General features: G+C 51.5%; 19 protein-coding genes, 1 tRNA gene and 2 pseudogenes. 16 read left to right on the forward strand and 6 right to left on the reverse strand.

Annotated features, from left to right (window positions below):
* The 12 genes from ABF86_RS09715 to ABF86_RS09770 all read left to right on the forward strand — a co-directional run.
* On the forward strand, positions 1-207 hold a 207-nt coding region (locus tag ABF86_RS09715), incomplete at its 5' end, for a EutN/CcmL family microcompartment protein (RefSeq protein ID WP_160803572.1).
* Complete coding sequence (locus ABF86_RS09720) at positions 207-455, forward strand: carboxysome peptide B (protein ID WP_011633901.1); 249 nt, start codon at positions 207-209, stop codon at positions 453-455. The genes ABF86_RS09715 and ABF86_RS09720, both read left to right, overlap by 1 nt.
* Before the next feature lie 108 nt (positions 456-563).
* Positions 564-860: a BMC domain-containing protein gene (locus tag ABF86_RS09725; RefSeq protein ID WP_011633902.1), complete on the forward strand. Its 297-nt coding sequence runs from the start codon at positions 564-566 to the stop codon at positions 858-860.
* Positions 861-901: 41 nt separating this feature from the next.
* Positions 902-1,249: a BMC domain-containing protein gene (locus tag ABF86_RS09730; RefSeq protein ID WP_011633903.1), complete on the forward strand. Its 348-nt coding sequence runs from the start codon at positions 902-904 to the stop codon at positions 1,247-1,249.
* Positions 1,250-1,269: 20 nt separating this feature from the next.
* On the forward strand, positions 1,270-1,692 hold the full coding sequence (locus ABF86_RS09735) for a ferritin-like domain-containing protein (protein WP_074455565.1): 423 nt from the start codon (positions 1,270-1,272) through the stop codon (positions 1,690-1,692).
* An 8-nt stretch (positions 1,693-1,700) separates the two neighbouring features.
* Entirely contained in the window at positions 1,701-1,967 is a 267-nt protein-coding gene (locus ABF86_RS09740; RefSeq protein WP_074455566.1) for a 4a-hydroxytetrahydrobiopterin dehydratase, read from the forward strand.
* A gap of 11 nt (positions 1,968-1,978) precedes the next feature.
* On the forward strand, positions 1,979-2,608 hold the full coding sequence (gene parA / locus ABF86_RS09745; RefSeq protein ID WP_074455564.1) for a ParA family partition ATPase: 630 nt from the start codon (positions 1,979-1,981) through the stop codon (positions 2,606-2,608).
* Positions 2,605-2,799 carry a hypothetical protein gene (locus ABF86_RS09750; protein ID WP_074455541.1) on the forward strand — a complete coding sequence of 65 codons (195 nt, stop codon included), beginning with the start codon at positions 2,605-2,607 and terminating at the stop codon, positions 2,797-2,799. Before parA ends, ABF86_RS09750 begins: the two co-directional genes overlap by 4 nt.
* A 120-nt stretch (positions 2,800-2,919) precedes the next feature.
* Positions 2,920-3,756 (forward strand): CbbQ/NirQ/NorQ/GpvN family protein, encoded by an 837-nt coding sequence (locus ABF86_RS09755; RefSeq protein ID WP_011633907.1) that lies wholly within the window; start codon positions 2,920-2,922, stop codon positions 3,754-3,756.
* Between the two features lie 22 nt (positions 3,757-3,778).
* Positions 3,779-6,139: a nitric oxide reductase activation protein NorD gene (locus tag ABF86_RS09760; protein ID WP_074684842.1), complete on the forward strand. Its 2,361-nt coding sequence runs from the start codon at positions 3,779-3,781 to the stop codon at positions 6,137-6,139.
* 12 nt (positions 6,140-6,151) lie between these two features.
* Positions 6,152-6,784 carry a BMC domain-containing protein gene (locus ABF86_RS09765; RefSeq protein WP_074684841.1) on the forward strand — a complete coding sequence of 211 codons (633 nt, stop codon included), beginning with the start codon at positions 6,152-6,154 and terminating at the stop codon, positions 6,782-6,784.
* 44 nt (positions 6,785-6,828) lie between these two features.
* A complete protein-coding gene (locus ABF86_RS09770) occupies positions 6,829-7,647 on the forward strand; it encodes a serine protease (RefSeq protein WP_074684840.1) in 819 nt (272 codons plus the stop codon).
* Between the two features lie 150 nt (positions 7,648-7,797).
* On the opposite strand, the pseudogene ABF86_RS09775 reads toward ABF86_RS09770, so the two are convergent.
* A pseudogene (locus ABF86_RS09775) lies at positions 7,798-8,156 on the reverse strand (transposase); the annotation flags it as partial.
* Between the two features lie 162 nt (positions 8,157-8,318).
* Here ABF86_RS09775 and ABF86_RS09780 point away from each other — a divergent pair.
* Positions 8,319-9,190: pseudogene (locus ABF86_RS09780) on the forward strand (nitric oxide reductase activation protein NorD); the annotation flags it as partial.
* An 18-nt stretch (positions 9,191-9,208) separates the two neighbouring features.
* A complete protein-coding gene (locus tag ABF86_RS09785; protein WP_011633911.1) occupies positions 9,209-9,511 on the forward strand; it encodes a hypothetical protein in 303 nt (100 codons plus the stop codon).
* Positions 9,512-9,635: 124 nt separating this feature from the next.
* Here ABF86_RS09785 and ABF86_RS12885 read toward each other — a convergent pair whose 3' ends face one another.
* The 5 genes from ABF86_RS12885 to ispB form a co-directional block, all read right to left on the reverse strand.
* Positions 9,636-10,085, reverse strand: a complete 450-nt coding sequence (locus tag ABF86_RS12885) for a hypothetical protein (protein WP_240142295.1) — start codon at positions 10,083-10,085, stop codon at positions 9,636-9,638.
* A gap of 24 nt (positions 10,086-10,109) precedes the next feature.
* A complete protein-coding gene (locus tag ABF86_RS09790) occupies positions 10,110-11,039 on the reverse strand; it encodes a surface carbohydrate biosynthesis protein (protein WP_240142296.1) in 930 nt (309 codons plus the stop codon).
* A 229-nt stretch (positions 11,040-11,268) separates the two neighbouring features.
* The gene (locus ABF86_RS09795) at positions 11,269-11,688 is read right to left on the reverse strand and encodes a hypothetical protein (protein WP_011633912.1); all 420 of its coding nucleotides are present in this window, start codon (positions 11,686-11,688) and stop codon (positions 11,269-11,271) included.
* 506 nt (positions 11,689-12,194) lie between these two features.
* Positions 12,195-12,271: transfer RNA gene (locus ABF86_RS09800), tRNA-Pro, on the reverse strand.
* A gap of 88 nt (positions 12,272-12,359) precedes the next feature.
* The gene (gene ispB, locus ABF86_RS09805) at positions 12,360-13,328 is read right to left on the reverse strand and encodes an octaprenyl diphosphate synthase (RefSeq protein ID WP_011633914.1); all 969 of its coding nucleotides are present in this window, start codon (positions 13,326-13,328) and stop codon (positions 12,360-12,362) included.
* 183 nt (positions 13,329-13,511) lie between these two features.
* On the opposite strand from ispB, the gene hemA reads away from it, so the two are divergent.
* Positions 13,512-14,765 (forward strand): glutamyl-tRNA reductase, encoded by a 1,254-nt coding sequence (gene hemA, locus ABF86_RS09810; protein WP_011633915.1) that lies wholly within the window; start codon positions 13,512-13,514, stop codon positions 14,763-14,765.
* On the forward strand, positions 14,762-15,841 hold the full coding sequence (gene prfA / locus ABF86_RS09815) for a peptide chain release factor 1 (RefSeq protein ID WP_074684838.1): 1,080 nt from the start codon (positions 14,762-14,764) through the stop codon (positions 15,839-15,841). Before hemA ends, prfA begins: the two co-directional genes overlap by 4 nt.
* Positions 15,842-15,846 lie beyond the last annotated feature (5 nt).

Here is a 15,846-nt window from a genome sequence, read left to right on the forward strand (position 1 = left end):
GGCTTTGGACATCGCCCGTTGCTGGTCGTGCAGGACAAACCCGGCGGAACGCGCAGTGTAGCCGTCGATGCGGTGGGCTGCATCCCGGGAGACTGGGTAATCTGTGTCGGTTCTTCAGCAGCTAGAGATGCGGCTGGTGCCAAGGATTTTCCCTCCGATCTAACGATCGTTGGCATCATCGACCACTGGAATCCGGAGGCGATCTGATGGAGATCTGGCGCGTCGTCGGTGAACTGGTTTGCACTCGGCGTGTTCCGGGACTCGGTTCGACATCGCTGCGCGTACTAAAAGGGCAGAAGGGTGAAATCATGGTGGCGTCCGACGCGGTCGGCGCCCCACCGGGAAAATGGGTGTTTACTACGCTGGGCAGCGCCGCTAGGTATGCGATGCCAGACCAGAGGACGACGACTGATCTCACGATCTGCGGCATCATCGAAGGCTGGGACGAAGCGTGAACAGACGTGTATATATTACGCGTATAGAGCAAAAGGCGCACGCATGGCGGGCGCTTGAGTGCAGAGAAGTGGCAGTTTAACCAATTTTTTGACTAAAGGAGTAAGAAAATGGCAGAAATAATGGGCATTGCCCTGGGAATGATTGAAACCCGCGGTCTGGTTCCCGCGATTGAAGCGGCCGATGCGATGACCAAGGCTGCTGAAGTACGTCTGATCTCGCGTCAGTTCGTCGGCGGCGGCTACGTTACCGTGATGGTGCGTGGCGAAACCGGCGCGGTCAACGCCGCAGTTCGTGCAGGCGCTGATGCTTGCGAGCGTGTGGGTGACGGCTTAGTGGCTGCGCACATTATTGCTCGCGTGCACAGTGAAGTTGAGGGCATATTGCCCAGGACTCCGAGTGCCTAAGAACCCCCTACCTTTTTTGAAACAACTACGAGGACAGTAACATGGCTAACGTAAACGGCATTGCCCTGGGAATGATTGAAACCCGCGGTTTGGTTCCCGCGATCGAAGCGGCCGATGCGATGACCAAGGCAGCGGAGGTGCGTCTGATTGGCCGGCAGTTCGTCGGCGGCGGCTACGTCACTGTGCTGGTGCGTGGCGAAACCGGCGCGGTCAACGCCGCAGTTCGTGCAGGCGCTGATGCTTGCGAACGTGTGGGTGACGGCTTGGTGGCTGCGCACATTATTGCTCGCGTGCACAGTGAAGTTGAAGGCATACTGCCGACCAAGCCAGACGTCAGCGGTGGCGGTGGCGGCGGCCGCGATGCCGAGATCACTTCCACGCTTAGTTGATCGACGAATCGTTTCCTGCCATGGCTGTCGATCCGAGAACCTTAGGGTGGCTGGCACGCGCTCTCAACCACGAGATGGGAGCAGTCCAGCAATACCTCGCACAAAGCGTGCTCGCGCGTCTTTGGGGAGATGTGGAACTTGCAGCACACCTGCGCGCCGAAGCCATGGAAGAGCTGGAACACGCTGAACTTTTGATTGAGCGTCAGATCCTACTTGGCGTGGCTCCTTGTGGTGGACAGTTACCCGTTGTGCGCTTGGGCCACAATGCACAGGAACTATTCGCTCACGATCAACAAATGGAAGTGCAGGCCGTCCAACTCTATGTCAATGCGCTAATGCATGCACAGCGCTTGCGTGATCAGGATTCGATAGCACTGTTCCAATCGTTGTTAGCGCAGGAGCAGGAGCATCTAGAACACATTACGCATACTAAATCCGGATGAACTTCGACATGAGTGACGAATTGCAAGGCTGGGAGCGGCGCGACAAGCCGCCGACGTTGTATAGGCGCTTTTCCTTCGAGCGTTATGCCCAGACGCGCGCATTTCTCGATGCCTTGTCGGTTCTGTGCGATGAGTTCAAGCGACATCCACAGAATATCAGTTTCGGTACCACCTACGTTAACGTCACGCTCGAACCAACCGACGACAAGGTCTTCGCGTCGCAGGATGAAACTTTTGCCGCACGCATCTCAGCGCTGGCTGAACAGGGGAAGTGATCGTGGTTGACATGCGTGTCATCGCGATCACCAACCAAAAGGGTGGTGTCGGTAAGACTACGGTGGCGATGAACCTCGCCGCTGGGCTGGCGCGGCGGGCATCAGTAGTAGTGGTCGATCTTGACCCGCAGTCCTCGGCCACGCAATGGGCGACGGCCGGCACTAAGGCCTTTCCTGCTACGGTCAAGCAGCTTCGGCTAGGCGTTGTCCTGCCTGATTTGCGCAAGGAATTCCGCGCCTTCGACTATATCGTGCTTGACTGCCCGCCATCGGTCGACACCCGCGCCGCTATGTTTGCGCTCCTGACTTGTGATATCGCGCTGATTCCGATCCTGCCTTCGCCTGTGGACCTGTGGGCCAGCTTGCGCTTGCCGCAGGAGATCGACGAGGTGCGCAAACGCTGTTCAAATCTGCGAGCCTTTCTGCTACTCAATCAAATTGAAGCGCGCAGCGCGCTATCGGCGGCGATGCAAGAAGCTCTGGCTGAGTTCGGACTGCCAGTGCTGCAAACCTCGGTACGTCGGCGTAGCATCTACAAAACGGCTGCGCTCGAAGGCGTATCTGTGTTTCAAATGGGTGCGCGCGGGCAGGCTGCCGCCGCAGAAATTGAAGCCATCATTCAGGAGATTGTTACATCATGACCAACATAAAAGACAAGCTTACCAGCAGTGTGCGCCAGGCAAAGTCTACCACGCCTACCAAGGCTGTTGCGCCGCGTGTGGCAGCTGAAGACACCAAGCAAACAAATATACAAGCCAAGCCGGTTCGCCAAACTGCTGAGCCGGTTTCGAGCGCTCAGGCGCTTTTTCCCGATCGCGTGTGGCCGGACTAAACCCGGTCGAACCGAAGAATTCTGGATATCATTATGAGTAACGAAAACCTGACGCGAACCTATATGCCCCGGTGGAATGCATCCTACCGTTCCACGACTTCAACCCAGGAGGCGCAAGCGATGTCGTTGCCGGCAACGGCCGTCGTTGCGCCGACATCGAGTTCACTCGACAGCTATCGTGTGACCCGCGAACCGTACTATCGCGCCACCGGCGATGAAGTTGCGCTGTACGAGGCAGCGTACTCGGTGCGTATGCCCATGATGCTCAAAGGACCCACCGGCTGCGGCAAGACCCGTTTTGTCGAATACATGGCGTGGAAGCTCGGCAAACCGTTGATCACTGTGGCATGCAACGAAGACATGACTGCCTCCGACTTGGTCGGCCGCTTCTTGCTCGACACCAGCGGTACGCGCTGGCAGGACGGACCGCTGGCGCTGGCGGCGCGTTATGGTGCGATCTGCTATCTAGACGAGGTGGTCGAGGCACGGCAAGATACCACGGTTGTGATTCATCCACTGACCGATACGCGGCGCATTCTGCCATTGGAGAAAAAAGGTGAGATCATCGAGGCGCACCCCGATTTCCAAGTCGTTATCTCGTACAACCCGGGTTACCAGTCCCTGATGAAAGATCTCAAACAATCAACCAAGCAGCGTTTCGGCGCCTTAGATTTTAACTATCCGGAACATGAAGTTGAGGCCGAGATCATCGCACATGAAAGCGGCGTGAGTATGGACGTGGCGAAAAACCTGGTGCATATTGCTGAGCGTGCGCGCAACCTGAAAGGACACGGGCTCGACGAAGGCATTTCTACCCGCATGCTGATCTATGCCGGCCGTTTGATCGCGCAGGGCGTGGCGCCGCTGGCGGCGTGCCGCGTCGCCCTGGTGCGACCGATCACCGACGACCCTGACATGCGCGATGCGCTTGATGCGGCTGTAACCACCTACTTCTGATGGGCGATATGGGTCTCGCATTATGGCTATTCATCTTGAAGAATTCCAGAGTTTGCTCGACGAGCTGCCCGGCAGTGCGCAGGAACTGTTGCGCGCGTCTTGGAACGAGGCGGCGCGCGCACTCACGCCGCGTGGCTTAGATAACTACCTCAAAGGAGCGGTCGCGTTGCATCACCTCGGCCGCGGGGAGGACCTTGTGGTTGGTTTCATCCAATCCATGCCCGAGTTGGCGCGCGGAGTAGGTGAGGAAGTACTGCCTGACCTAGTCAACTTCCTCCTTGGCATGGCATCCAAGACCTCGGGCCATGTGCTTGCGTTGATCGTCGGCACTGCGCCGTTAGCGGCACAGCGCTTGAGCGATGCCGGCCTATTCGTCAGTTATCTGAAGGTGCTCGAGATCATGCTGGTCCAGGCGCCTCGCGGCCTGCGACCGATGCTGGAAAACTTGGACCGTCTGCTTACCCAGCTCACTCTGGGCGGCTTGCGGCGCTGGGTGCAGTGGGGCGCACAGGCGTATCGCAGCGATTTAGACGGTCAGGTCGCGTACTTTTCTCTGCAAAGCGCCGACGCGCTGGCTGTGCTGCAGCAGGAGCGCAAGGGCACGCTGTTCGTCGACATTCAGCGTCGTTTGAACATCTATCAGCGCGCAATGTGGGGACGTGATTTTTTCCTGCGCCCTACTTCCGGCGATTACGAAAGCCGTGAAGAGTTGAAGCCCTACATTGAGCATTATGTCATTCATATTGCCGATGCCTACGACGATTACAAGCCACTGGGCCCCGATACGCCGCCCGAGCAATGCGTGCCGGCACTAGAGATCTACCGCGCCGCAGTTAACCATTGTGCTGCGCATCTGGTGTTCACTCAACAGCCGCTGTCCATGCAGATGTTGCATCCAGCGCAAATGGCGGTGATTGAGGTATTCGAAGATGCGCGGGTCGAGGAGCTGTCAATCCGGCAGTTTCCGAACATGCGCGAAGCTTGGCTGATGCTGCATCCGGTGTTCGATTACTCTCGTGAGCCGCAGAGCATCGGCGAACTGCTCGACCGCCTGGGCCGCGCCCTGCTTGAAGAGCAGAGCCACGATCCTCATCCGTGGGTGCGTAAGGCCGTGGTGGCGTTTCGCGCGCAGGCCGATCTTTCGACCAATCAGACAAGCTGGAACCTCGGCATAGACTTGTCGCACAAGCTGTTCGAGTTGCCGCTGCCCGAGTTCAACAACCGTACCGACCACCGCTTGAGCGCGATCTACCGAGACGACAACCGAGCGGTATGGCAGCTTGAAGAGTACGATGAGGCACAGGCATTGGAAGCTACTTGGCAGACGCGGCAGCAGGTACGCAAAAAAGTCAACCTGATGGAAATGGTCAACGAGGTGGATAACGAGTTTGCCGGTGATGACGCGCAGGAAGTCTGGGAACTGCCGACCGAATATCTGTTCGATGACGGCGTCAGCATCAACGAACTCGAAGGTCGACCGCCGATTTCCGAGCCTTTCCATTATCCCGAGTGGGACTATAAAATTCAGCTCAAACGCCCGAACTGGGTCACCGTGCTCGAACACCATCCACCCGTGGGCGAACTCGCAATTATCGAGAACATCATCATCGAAAATAAGCCAGTGATCTCACGGCTGAAATTCCTGATCGAATCGATGGTGCCACAAGGCATGCAGCGCATCAGGCACGTCGAGGATGGCGACGATCTCGATATCAACGCCGCGGTGCGTGCGATGATCGACATCCGCATGGGCCAACCACCGGACCCGCGTATCATGATGCGGTACAAGCGCACGCTGCGCGAGCTTGCAGTGATGGTACTGCTGGATATGTCCGAATCGTCCAACGACAAGGTGCGCGGACACGACTACACGATAATGGACCTCACCCGCGCAGCCACAGTGTTATTCGCCGACGCGCTCGATCGCATCGGCGACCCATTTGCGGTCCATGGCTTTTGCTCTGATGGACGGCACGACGTGCATTATCATCGTTTCAAAGATTTCGACCAGCCGTATGGTGACATCGCCAAGGCTCGCTTAGCCGGCATGAAGGGCCATTTTTCTACACGCATGGGCGCAGCGCTGCGTCACGCCGGATATTATCTGGCGCAGCAACCCAAATCCAAGCGGGTGATTTTTGTCATCACCGACGGCGAACCGGCCGATAACGACGTGCACGACCCGCAATATCTGCGCTATGATACTAAACATGCGGTCGAAGAACTCGCGCGCAAGGGCATTACGGTGTATGCGTTATCCCTCGATCCGCATGCTGACCAATATGTGTCGCGTATTTTTGGAGCTAAGAACTTCACCGTCATTGACGAGGTCGAGCGCCTGCCGGAGAAATTGCCGATGCTCTACATGAGCCTTACACGTTAAGGGCGCTATGCAATGAAAATCAGCTTGCGTACCTTCGTATTTCTCGACGCACTGCAACCGCAGCTCGCATCTTATCTTGCTACCTCGTCGCAAGGCTTTCTGCCGGTGTCGGGCGACGCTTGCATGTGGATCGAAGTTGCTCCCGGCATGGCGGTCCATCACCTTTCAGATATCGCGCTGAAAAAAACCAATGTGCGCATGGGCGAGCAGGTGGTGGAGCGCGCGTTCGGATCGATGGAACTCCATTACCGTAATCAAAGCGAAGTACTTGCCGCCGGAGATGCGGTCCTGCAGCAACTTGGCGTTACGATGGAATCGCGGCTGCGCTGCAAAATCGCCTGGAACGAGATCATCCGCGCCATCACTCCTGATCACGCTACGCTGATCAATCGTCAGCTGCGCAAGGGTTCGATGCTGTTACCGGGAAAGAGCATGTTCATCCTCGAAGTAGAGCCAGCCGGATACATCATTTATGCCGCAAATGAAGCTGAAAAAGCTGCGCATGTCACACTGGTGGATGTCAAACCCTTCGGCAGCTTCGGCCGACTGACCATGATGGGATCTGAGGCTGAGGCCGAGGCTGCGCAGCATGCCGCAGTAGCGGCGATAGAGCAACTGAACCAGCGCGCCGCCGCCCATCCATGAGTTGGCGCGGCGCTACCGAACCACCTATATAGTGTATATATATTATGGAAATCGACTCAATCGCCAAGCGTCTGCTGTTTTGCACAGTGCGCGTGGACTCCGAACTCGAAGACGGCAGCGCTGGCTCGGGAACCGCGTTCATTATCACCCACAGTCATGCCAATGGCACGACGCCGTTCATCGTTACCAACCGGCATCTTGTCGAGGGAGTGCGCCGGGGTGGGCTGGTGTTCACGCAGGCGCGTGACGGCAAACCTGCGTTCGGCGAGCGTTTTCAACTCAACATCGACGACTTTACAGCGGCCTGGTTTTTCCACCCCGAGGTCGACCTGGCCATCGTACCGTTGCGCCCATTAGAGCGCGCTGCGCGGGAGCTGGGCATAGAGCTGTACTACCACGCCATCGACAGCGCCAGCATTCCCGATGCCGCCGCCACACGTGGCTTCGACGCACTTGAGGAAGTGCTATTCGTCGGCTATCCTAGCGGCATGTGGGATGTGGTCAACCTGATGCCTATTTTGCGCAGAGGTACCACTGCTACGCCGCTGGAACTCAATTTTGAGGGCCAGAAACAATTTTTGATCGATGCCGCAGTGTACCCGGGATCGAGCGGCAGTCCGGTATTTGTGGTGCGCGACGATCCGTTGCGCCCGCGCGGAGACGGCGCACGCTCGATTTGGTTTGCAGGCGTCGTCGCTGCAGTGTTTTTCCACGAAGAAACCAACCAGATCATCCCTGGCCCGGTGCCGGCGCACAATACGGGGCAATCGGTAGCTTCCGAGATGATCGACTTGGGCTTGGTGGTCAAGTCCGAGTCAGTGCGCGAAGTCATCGACGCTTTTGTGCAGCGCTGGCTTAGCTGATTAGAACTCGTTTCACCAATAGCAGCGTGTGCGAAAGATCTCATTAGGATGCAGCCAAGGTATCGTCGCGCCGCACAGCCGCATTACTGGAGCAAGTATGGAAAAGATTATCTATTCCGGATCAAACCGGATTCGCATGGCATCACTCAGCTCGATCCCACACAGGTCCCGATGCTGATCAATGTAGGCGTTTTTTTCTTCAGTTCGTGGTCGAGCGGCGCCGCCTGGGCGAAAAAAGCATTGGCTGTCTTTAGAATCTCGTTGGCACGGCGCAGCTCCTTGATCTCACGCTCTCCATGGCTTTGATACGTTCACGTTCACCGGATGTTACACCGTCACGCTACATCACTACGCTTGACCCAATCCAGCAATGTAGATGGCACACAGCCAATCCTGGGTGGAATCGATTCAACCGCTGCCTACAGTGAGGAATATTCCTGACGATGCTCCTGCACCAACCGGACTGCTCGTTCTTTTACTTCCAGGGAAAGCTGATTTTGTTTATTCATGGCTCTATTCTCTCAAAGGTTAGAGCATCCTCAAAACCCGAGGTGATTCAGGATGATAACCAGATATACCAGTATATTGGTGTAGTTTGCTCATGAAATCATGGCCAAGAAGATACCGTTCAATCAGAACGGATGTGCTGACAGCTTCTTATCGTGACGATAGAGTGGGATTACAAGATTCGGTTAGAACGACTTGAATGGTCAACGATTCAGGAAAAACGTCCAAAGCCAGGAGATATTCAGGTTATTGACGACATTGCTACTCGGTATAAAAAGGAAATTCATCGCATGAAATTCTTGCTTGATGCGATGCAGCCTCAAGGTGTACAACGTATTTGCAAGCTGGAGGATGGGGATGAAATCGATATTAATGCAGCGATTTCTTTGTTCACCGATATACGTATGGGACAGCATCCAGATCCGTGCGTCATGATGCGTGCCGTGGTAAAGTGCGTGATATATCAGTATTAGTATTGCTAGATTTGTCGGAATCCACTAACAACAAGGTGAATGGTCATGAATATTCCGTACTGGATTTGACTAGACAGGCAACCGTGCTATTGGCAGGTGCCATTAACCGGGCGGGGGATCCTTTCGCAATCCATGGTTTTTGTTTGGATGGCCGACATGATGTTCAGTATTACCGTTTCAAGGATTTTGATCAGCCATACGATCAAATTCCCAAGATGCGGATTGCCGGCATGACCGGCCAGCTATCTACCCGTATGGGAGCGGCTATACACCACGCGAGCTATTTCTTAAAAATGCAGCACTCTGCCAAGAAGTTACTGCTCGTTATTACTGATGGTGAACTGGCGGACGTCGATGTGCGTGACCCGCAATATCTGCGGTTCGATACCAAAAAGGCAGTAGAGGAAGCAGGGCATTCTGGGATATTAACCTTTTGCATGAGCCTTGATTCGCATGCTGATCAATATGTATCCAGAATATTTGGGATGCGCAACTATATGGTGGTGGATCATGTTATGCGGTTGCCGGAGAGACTGCCGTTGTATGCGGGATTGACTCGTTAATCTGACTGAGGATAGTTTATGAGAGAGAAAGGTTACTCGGGAGTGGATCAGGATGCAGCTGGAGGACTGACTCCCTTGGGGCGTATCGTAATTGATGCGTGGGTTTTTGGTATATTGCCCGAGAGTGAAACCTGTACGGGATGGAATATGTCTCGGATGCAGGTTCTTTATGAAGAAGTTTACGCCGCATGGGAGCCTTACTCACATCTTCCCAGCCTCTTGCCGCCAGAATTGCAGCAGCGACATTCTGTTTTATATGAACAGAGAATAGCTATTGCAAGGAATAGCGGATGGGATACGGATCTTAGTGATGAATCTTGATCGGGTTATTGGGTATGTTCTGCGGGAGGAAGGCATTGGAGTTTTTCTGAAACCGAGCCCTTTTACTCGTGATGTCTGCTAGAAATATTCCAGGGATACACTGTTTTTTATCTCTTTGTATCTATCAAGTATTGATTTTGAATAGATACCGTGAGTGTTGTATAACCTTTATCGTTTGGAAACGATTCAGTAAATGGCCAAATTGTGCAATTTTTTGTTCGATTTGGGCGACTGAAATTTCAGGGAAACGATGGTTGTGATAAGAAAGCCGGTTTGGTCCCGGGCGGCGCATATATAACTGGGTTAATGTTGTTTTCAGATTGGCAAGCGCCCAACCCACCATGTATTTTGCAATAGAGCTTGCTGCTGGCTGAGATCGAGCATAGCCACTGTCCTCCAGTACATCCACGATACGCTCGCATGCCAGGCGATCTTGTTGTGCTGTCAAATAATAATCAATAAGTTTCTTGCGTTCTTCTCCATCTGCAACACCCAATTCACCACGCAAAATCCGGGATAAGGTCTCTTCAAGTTCGTCGAAGTTAAACGACGGATAACTAAGTTTGGTAGGCAATCCCTGGAAATCATAGTCGTAGTATTATTCATTGAAAGCAGCCAGATAAGAAATGGCAGGTACACCTAGGGCATAAGCTTCTAGTCCGGTTGTACAGCCATTGTGTATCATTGTTTTCGAAGCCAGAAGCCAGGGGATGACATTACCTTTATTTGCAACCTTTACCCGGCGACATTGGGCAGCAATATTGTGATAAACCTGTAAATTTTCACTTGGGTGAGGGCGGACAACAATAGTTACATCAGGAAAAGCGCGCTCCAATGCTGGGATAAGCTGCTTGAAACTCTCCAGTATGGCTTTCTTGTGGTGCCACAACCCTTCGGCAAATTCGTCACTTAAGCCGATCCCACCCTGTCCGCGCCGGGATGTTTTTTCTCCATTTTTACCCGAAATGAACATTCCGATACTGGGGATAAAAGGATTAACACTGGAAAAATTGGTATTGATCAGGATAAAGTTGCCATAAGTTTCACGTAAGTGCTCTACCTTTGCTGAAAAATAGGCGCGTATTTCTGGTCGCAAGATGTCGCCTCGCGGATTCCCGGTTATGTGAATGGGTAAATTTTCCGGAAGTTGCGGATATTGTTTGATGAGATCAGAATTCTCCTGACCCCAGGCAAAGAAATGAGAAACATTTTTCATCGTAACGGGAGATAACCGTAGCGAGAAATAGGTATCTGCCGGAGGATGAACCAGTGCTTCCTCTTCCCAAGCAACAATTTCGTGGCCAAGCATGCGAAGGATCCGGAATATGGAATTACTCAACCTGCGCATACTTTTTGCAAGATATATGCCGCGTGGTAGCGAAGCAACTTCAAAATGAATGTAGGCACGAGAACCGATAACAACCGGGAATCCGCGTTCGGCAGCCACGCAAGATAACAGGAGTTTTGCATCCAGTTCACGAACCTGGTTCTCAACAGGTATGATCAGTGTCGACGCGGTAGTAGCCATGTTCCGAAGTTTCTATTAAAAAACCATTATTTAATAATCATACATTAGTCGCGCGCCTAATGTTTTTATGTCATCTGCCTTTTGTTCAAGCACATGCCAGGGATGATGCAGCAACCGCTGCGGCACATAGTAAAATACGCAACTGACAAGTTGTAGTTTTATATGCTTGACGGCATGAATATATATTTTAGGAATACTTTCTCACTGTAAATATTCCCTGCTTTTATCACTAAGCGTTATCTGTAGAAACTTTGGGTCGGAACTTGATTATTTTTGCCGGGTTGTGAGGGGTTTGTTTTGCCATCATTGCATACAAAGCAAGTGGAAATTCTCTTTGCAGGCGGCGCATAACCGCTGTTTGATCTTCCTGATAATAAACTGCTTCATATTCAATGGGTTGATCAAGTGATTCACGTTCATGTGAATGGAAATTTTGCCAAGCAATATCTACCCAGCATTTGCGCTGGCCATCAATAAATACAAATTCCTCACGATCAATAATAGCTAAATATTGCATACTTCGGATAGGTATGAATAGATTTTTTGCTCCGCAGCGAGCAAATAACTGGATAGCCAGGTTATAGGTGGTTGCTGGTAACGTCCTTTTTTCCCGTTTGATTTCAGGATCGCGATAACAAGTGATTTCCATTTCCAATATCCTCAATTAAATAGTTAATCGTCACCTAATTAATTTAGGGATGGTGACAATTCTTCAGCGGATATCGTGGAATTCCTAAATATGCCGGACAAAAATCCGCGTTTACTTTTTGAGTTTTAACCCCTTATCTGTTTGTTTTGCAGAAGATAATCAGGTGGGAGATTCTTCTACTAAAACCTTAATAGTCAATGTCAATGCCTTTAACAATTATCAGATCTTCAAAAAATTGTATCGCGATTTCAGATTGTTTTGGCAGAGACTTGTTTTGGCAGAGACTTGTTTTGGAAGGAATCATTTAAACGCAAGCGCCAAACCTTATATTGTGCAAATCACGTATGAAAGATTTGGCGTGCTGTGGCGTTGACGACATTTTTGCTGCTTTCACGACTTGCAAGGCATATTTGATTTACTCAGGAACCTGATAACGATACTGTGGATCATGTCAACATTGCGTCTGGTAGTAAACTGTGATTTTCGGGTCGAGTTGCAAGCTTATTTGGTCGGGGTGAGAGGATTTGAACCTCCGGCTCCTGCGTCCCGAACGCAGTACTCTACCAGGCTGAGCTACACCCCGAATGAAATAGTTTATCGAAAACAGCACTAGCAAGGAAATATTTAGGATTTCCAGTGATAATTGCTGAAGCTGGCAATTCTGGTAAAAATTAGTAATTTCTCGAAACAGCGAACTCCGCCAATTCTAGCAAACATTGTTTATAGATAGAATCACGGAGCGTAGAGATTACGGAAGTGGCCATGTTGGCTTCTTTCTGCGCGCATTGCTTTGCGTAATCCAGCGCACCAGTTTTCTGGATGATTTCGAGTACTGGTCCAAACCCGTCTTTTCCACCAGATTCAATAGCATGACGGACCGTATTTGCTTGGTCGGTCGTGCCAGCCCGCATGGCGAAGATCAGTGGCAGAGTCGGCTTTCCTTCTGCCAGATCGTCACCCAGATTTTTACCAGTGTCATGATCATTACCCGAATAATCCAGCAAATCATCCACCAGCTGGAATGCTGTGCCCAGATGCATGCCATAAGCAGCCAGTGCTTCTTCTTCAGCCGGAGTGGCTCCGCCCAGTATCGCTCCCAGCCGGCCAGCAGCTTCAAAAAGCTTGGCGGTTTTGAAACGGATAACCTGCAGGTAATTTTCCTCTTCAACGTCTGGGTCACGGCAGTTAAGTAATTGCAGTACCTCACCCTCGGCAATGGTGTTGGTTGCGTCGGCCAGCACCTCCATAACTCGCATGTTATCGACTTCCACCATCATCTGGAAAGCACGCGAGTACAGAAAATCACCCACCAACACACTGGCAGCGTTGCCAAATAAAGCATTGGCTGTGGCCTGATTGCGGCGCAGTTGGGATTCATCCACTACGTCATCGTGTAATAGTGTTGCGGTATGGATAAATTCGACAACAGCAGCGAGATTATAGTGATGCGTACCCTTGTAATCGTATAACCCTGCGGCAAGGATGACTAATGCTGGCCGTAACCTTTTTCCGCCGCTATGGATGATGTATTCGCTGACCTGTCGAACAAGAACAACTTGAGAATGAAGCTTTTGCTGGATAACGTTATCCACCTCGCCCATATCTTTGGCGATAACGTTTCTGATTGACTCGATTGACACAATGACTCCCTGAAGAAACCGCTATGGTAGAAATGTCCCTGCCCGGGTGTCAAGGATTCCTGCAGGCAAAACAGCCGAGATACATATTGTGCGGCGTATCGCCATGGAACTTCCATTGATTGGGGCGGTATAACTTCCGTTATAATTAGCCAATTTTGAATTGGCGTCATCAGGATATTTTTCATGCAACTTTTTGCCTTTGGTGTTAACCATCATACTGCACCTTTAGATATACGCGAACATGTGGCTTTTACGGAAGAGTCGATGCAACATGCGCTTCATGATCTGGTGGGTCACCAGCTGGTTAAAGAAGCGGCTATAATCTCAACGTGCAATCGTACTGAAATATACTGCAATACTGATACACCCGATAAAGCTGTCGGGTGGCTAGCTGATTTTCATCATCTCCATTCTGGAGATCTTGAGCCCTACCTTTACAAATTGTTGCGGGAGCAGGCTGTAAAGCATGCATTTCGCGTTGCCAGCGGACTGGATTCCATGGTGTTGGGTGAGGCACAGATACTGGGGCAGATGAAGAACGCAGTGAAATCAGCTGAACAAGCGGGAACGCTGGGATTGTTATTACATAAAATGTTTCAGCATACATTTTTTGTAGCGAAGGAAGTGCGTACCTCTACAGAAATAGGTGCCTGTTCAGTTTCAATGGCTGCTGCTGCTGCACGTCTTGCCGAAAGAATTTTTGGCAATATTAGTGAACAAAAAGTGCTGTTTATCGGTGCCGGCGAAATGATTGAGTTGTGCGCTGCTCATTTCGTTGCCAAACGCCCCGTGCATGTAACGGTTGCAAATCGTACTGTAGAGCGAGCGGAAGCGCTGTCGCGACGTTTTAATGCGCACCCCATCTCTTTGGGTGAATTGCCGGATCAACTGGCATTGCATGACATTGTTGTCACCTCAACGGCAAGCCCGCTGCCGATACTTGGCAAAGGAATGCTGGAACGAGCCATCAAGTTGCGCAAGCATCGCCCGATTTTCATTGTTGATCTGGCTGTGCCACGAGATGTTGAGCCGGAAGTAGCTGAGCTGGATGATGTATTTCTATATTATGTGGATGATTTGGCTGATATTGTCAGGGAAGGACTGGATAGTCGTCAGGGGGCAGTAACTCAGGCAGAAACAATTATTGATTCAAATGTTATGGACTTTATGCATTGGGTCGCCACACGGCGGTCTGTTCCAACTATTCGCGCACTGCGCGACCAGGCCGAGCAATTTCGTCAGCATGAGCTGAGCCGCGCCCATAAATTACTGGCGAAGGGGGAAGATCCTGTAAAAGTGCTGGAATCACTTAGTAGTGGATTGACCAATAAATTTCTCCATTCTCCTTCTTCCGCTCTCAACCAGGTATCCAATGATGAGCGTGAGCAACTTGTTGAGCTTGTCAATCGGTTGTATCAGTTGCGTTATCCACGATGAATAAGGGAATTGTGGATCAGCTTACCCGGCTGAGTATACGACTGGAGGAATTGGACAAGCTGTTGAGCAATGAAAAGATCACGGCTGATCTGGATAATTATCGGAAACTTTCTCGTGAACGATCTGAAATTGAGCCGGTAACCAGGTTTTATCATACTTACCAGCAGGTTGAGCAAGATTTGGCTACCGCTATGGAAATGAGTGTGGATCCGCAATTCCGGGATTTTGCTGAAGCCGAGATTGATGCAGATAAGCAGAAGCTGGCGGATATTGAAACCGAGATACTCAAGCAGCTGTTGCCCAGGGATCCGAATGATGAGCGCAACATTTTCCTGGAAATACGGGCCGGTACGGGAGGGGATGAATCTGCTCTGTTTGCAGGTGACTTGTTTCGCATGTATAGCCGCTATGCGGAGCGTGAGGGATGGCAAGTAGAAATTGTTTCCCAGAATTCTTCTGAAGTGGGCGGATACAAGGAGATTATTGCCCGGATTATTGGCCACGGTGCCTATTCTAGACTTAAATTTGAATCGGGTGCGCATCGGGTGCAGCGTGTTCCGGCGACTGAAACACAGGGGCGTGTGCATACTTCAACCTGTACTGTTGCTGTGCTCCCGGAAGCAGATGAAATTTCTGGCGTAACTCTGAATCCGGCTGATTTAAGAATCGATACATTCCGCGCTTCCGGGGCGGGCGGGCAGCATATTAATAAAACGGATTCGGCTGTACGGATTACCCATTTGCCGACAGGAATTGTGGCTGAGTGTCAGGAAGGGCGTTCCCAGCATAAGAATAAGGCACAGGCAATGAGTGTGTTGATTTCCCGTATTCTCGACAAGCAGGTGCGTGCGCAACAGGCTGAACAGGCAGCTGCCAGGAAATCGCTGGTTGGCAGCGGTGAACGTTCAGAGCGGATCCGGACCTATAATTTTCCACAAGGGAGAATTACTGATCACAGAATTAACCTGACACTCTATAAAATAGAGCAGATTATGGACGGTGAGTTAGATGAATTATGCTCTGCTTTGGCAGCCGAACATCAGGCCGCACAGCTGGCTGCCATGATCGAAAGATGATAGGA

Source organism: Nitrosomonas sp. GH22, assembly GCF_009833115.1.
In the GTDB taxonomy this organism is placed as follows: domain Bacteria; phylum Pseudomonadota; class Gammaproteobacteria; order Burkholderiales; family Nitrosomonadaceae; genus Nitrosomonas; species Nitrosomonas eutropha.